Annotated in this window: 1 protein-coding gene; it reads right to left on the bottom strand. The window is 70.8% G+C overall.

Annotation, left to right across the window (positions count from 1 at the left end; genetic code table 11):
- The coding region (locus tag PKF00_RS43780; protein WP_271223711.1) for a LamG-like jellyroll fold domain-containing protein at positions 1-3,036 on the bottom strand (3,036 nt) is incomplete at its 3' end.
- Positions 3,037-3,101: the final 65 nt, after the last annotated feature.

The raw sequence follows: 3,101 nt of genomic DNA, 5'->3' as shown, positions 1-3,101 counted from the left end.
GGTGAACGCCGTGACCAGGCCGGATGGGCTGGTCTGCTCGGCCAGGTCCCCGGCCGCGGTGTAGCGGTAGGTGGTCTCCTCGTTCTTGGCGTTCTTGCTCGACTTCAGCAGCCCGGCCGGGGCGGTGCCGCCGCCGACCGCCGCCTCGGTGCCGTCGGTGTAGGCATAGAGGTCCGACCGGCCGTTGGGGAAATCGGGCGTGGCGGGAGTGGTCTGTTTGGCCAGCTCGCCGTGGGCGGTGTACTCGAAGACGGTGGCGTAGGTGTTGTCGCTGCCGCTGGCCGAGCGGGCGTCCCGGTAGGTGATCGGGCGGTCGTTTCTGGGGTCGAATTCGTCGCCGGTGTTGAGATGGTAGGAGTACCACTCCGGGGGACGCTGCGACAGCGCGCATGCCAGGTCCGGGTCAGAGGCGGGCTGTCCCGGGGTGCTGCCAGCGATGGAACAGACGGTCTTGGTCAAGACGTTGCCGCGTTTGTCCTGGGTCGTCTTGGTGACGTTCTGATTGGGGTCAACGACGGAGGCCGCATATCCGCCGGTGTCGTAGGTGTAGCTGGTCTTCTTGCCGAGCTGGTCGGTCCGTGACACCAGCCGGTCGCCGCGCCAGGCGTCGTGCTCGAACGTCAGGGTCTCGTTCTTGGGGTCGGTCACCGTGACGGTGGACATTCCGGCGACCGGCGCAGAGACCGGTTCGCCGATCGTCCAGGTACCGCCGTGCTGGTCGGTGTGCGTGGTGATCCGGTCGCTGGCTCCGCTGTAGGTGTTTTCCATCCACACCCGCCCGGACGGCAGGGTGACCTTCGTCAGCAGGTGCGGGGCGGCCTGGGCGGCGGCGTGGTGCTCGGCCACCTCGGTGACGCTCAGCGGGCGGTCGTAGACGGCGATCTCGTCGATGCCGCCGGCAAACCCCCACGGTGCGCTCTGCCCGGCCGGCACCGAGATCGATGAGGGCCAGGCCGCGGTGGTGCGGCCGGTGCCGACGGTGGCGTGCCGCAGCCAGTCATGATCGATGGCGCCGGTCAACGACCCGACCAAGGCGCCGTCCAGGTAGAGGGTCTGGGTGGTGGCCGAGCCGGTCAGGGCCACGTGGTGCCAGACACCGTCGTTGACCACCCCGGTGGAGGTGATCGGGGAGATGATCGCGCCGCTCGTGCCGGTGACGCGGAACTGACCGCGTAGCTTGCCGTCCACCCCCACATACAAAAGCGGCTGGCCGATCCCGGGCAGCGCTCCGGTCGTGTCGGAGGCCGAGGCGATGATGCCCGAGCCGGTGCTCTTGAACCAGGTCTCCACCGACAATTGCCCGCCCAGCCGGGGAATCAGGTGGTCGGGCAGCGCGATCGAGGAGGTGCCGGAGAAGGCGGCCGAGGTGTCACTCGAACCGCCCAGGGCACCGGGCTGGGCCAGCGTGACGCCGTTGTAGGTGGCGGTCGTCGACCCCCACCCGAGGTTGCCGGCCTGGGCGGTCGGCTGCGGCTGGCAGGCCTGCGGGGTGATCATGCAGATCGGGCTGGGGGTCGGGGTGGGGCCGGTGGCCGGCTCGCCCAGCCGCCAGTAGCCCACCGGTTCGTCGTCTTGCACCACGCCCTGATACAGCGACCCGCCGGCATAGCCGTAGACAGTGCAGCCAGAGGCGCCCAGCGGGGAGCACACCTTGGTCAGCTTGTCGCCCTGGTACTCATAGGTCCAGGTCAGCGGGGTGCCGTTGACAGGCGGGACAGCCACCGACGTCACGTGCTCACCGGTCCAGGTGAACGTCAGCGACCGGCCGCCCGCCGCGGTGACCTCGGCCAGCTTGCCGCCGGTGCCGTAGACGAGTTCCTGGGCGCGGCCGTGCTGGTCGACCACCCTGACCAGCCGCCCCTGAGCGTTGAACACGTATGTGGTGGAGGACTTGTCCATCAGCTTCCACCCGCCGCCGCCGCCGACCTCGGCCAGGGTGGCGAACATACCCGGCGGCGGCTGGAAGCCGCCGTCGCCGCGGGCCGCGAACCGCAACCGGCGGCCGTCGGGGTAGGTGACCAGCAGTCCCCCGCTCGCCTCGGGTTCGATCCTCATGTCGAAGCGGGTGGACCAGCCCGCGCCGAACAGTCCGTCCCGGCGAGCGTCGCGGCTGTTGTAGGAGCGGCGCACGCTCAGCGCAGGCCCGGCGGTGGCCAGCGTCGCATCGGTGCTCTCGGTGGTGTAGTTGCCCGCCAGCTGGTGGAACTCCTGGCCGTTGACGCCGCGGGCGGCCAGCTGGGAGCCGATCGCCGGCTGCCGGGCCCCGGTGACGAAGGTGCGTTTTTCCGACTCGGTGCTCACCCCGCCGGAGGAGGCGGTGACCGTCACCCACCACACATAGCCCTGCGCCCAGGCAAGTTTCCCGGCGGGCACCGTCCAGGAGTTCACCCCCGGCGCCAGCTGGCCCGAGGCGGCCACCGCGTTCGGAAACAGCTGACAACCCTGCAGCACGTCGGCCGGGCTGTTGATCACATCGGGCAGCCGGCAGACGGTGAAGCTGTAGCGCACCGGCGAGGCCCCGGCCGTTGCGTGGGCGGTCAGCGTGGGGGTCAGCGTGCCCAGTTGCGCGCCGTGCAGCGGCCACAGATCCTCCACCTGCGGGCCGGACAACGCCGCCTCAGCGGCCACGCCCACAGCCGCAAAGGGCGGCGCCACGGCCCCGCCCGCCGCAGGCCGCAGCGCGGCCCGGCCCCCACCGGACGGCTTCTTCGCCGTGACCGTTCCCGACTCCGAAGGCTCCGGCTCCGGCTCCGGTTCAGGGGCGGGGTCTGAAGGGGCCGGGGAGGGGGCGCTGCCCTGATACGGCGGCAACAGACGATCATCGATCGGCAGTGCCCCCTCGGGAAGCTTCCGGCGGGGCTTTCCCTCGGGCTCCTCGGCCGAGGTCGTGGTCGCGGCCGTGCCCACCAGATGCGGCAATCCCTTTGCCGACCCCGACAGTTGATCCGGAGTGTCCGGCGGCGGCTGGGTGATCGCCATCGGCGCGGCGGCCACAGGCAGCGCGGGAATCTGCAGCAGCCCGGGGACCACGAGCATCAGGAACACCCAGCGAACTGAATTCGGCCACGACACAGCACGGCGCATACGCCGTCACCCTCCGA

The organism is Streptosporangium carneum, from assembly GCF_027922005.1.
Lineage (GTDB): Bacteria > Actinomycetota > Actinomycetes > Streptosporangiales > Streptosporangiaceae > Streptosporangium > Streptosporangium carneum.
Note: the sequence above shows the minus strand (reverse complement) of the source record. Positions and strands in the feature narration are given on the sequence as shown.